Annotated in this window: 1 tRNA gene; it reads right to left on the bottom strand. The window is 35.4% G+C overall.

Going from position 1 to position 605, the window contains the following annotated elements:
- Window positions 1-382: 382 nt before the first annotated feature.
- Window positions 383-455: transfer RNA gene (locus tag AACL61_RS03405), tRNA-Thr, on the bottom strand.
- Window positions 456-605: the final 150 nt, after the last annotated feature.

The raw sequence follows: 605 nt of genomic DNA, 5'->3' as shown, positions 1-605 counted from the left end.
TTTAGTATAGGAGACTAAGTTTTTGATGGCTAGACGTGTGGATACGGACTGCTTACCGTGTGGATACGGACTGCTTACAGATTAATCATGAATTAAAATAGGTACTACATATTTTGAATTTATGTAGTACCTATTTTACTCTATACCACATATAAGCCATAAAAACTATACTTGCTCAATTTTAAGAAATGCACACAGTTTTCAATTAATTATTCCTATTAAATCAACGTTTATAGGATGTTACTCAATTTTCACATGCACACGCTTTTTTTGTGTGCACAGCTGTGTGCATAATATTCTAAAATAAACAAAAATAGTTCTTGATACATCTCCGTAAAACGTTGATATATCAAGAACTAATAAACCTTGTAAGTTTTAATTATGCTGACTAGAGGATTCGAACCTCCGACCTCATCATTACTAGTGACGTGCTCTGCCAACTGAGCTAAGTCAGCATAATAACAATTCCTAATTAATTATACCAGAAACTGTTATTAAAGAAAAGACGTGAATCGTTTAACCGGTTCACGTTTTGAACGCATGGCAACGTCCTATCCTCGCAGGGAGCGATCCCCCAACTACTTTCGGCGTGTTGAAGCTTAACT

The sequence above is a fragment of the Limosilactobacillus reuteri subsp. porcinus genome (assembly GCF_036621895.1).
GTDB lineage: Bacteria > Bacillota > Bacilli > Lactobacillales > Lactobacillaceae > Limosilactobacillus > Limosilactobacillus reuteri_J.
This window is presented reverse-complemented; position numbering and strand designations above follow the sequence as displayed.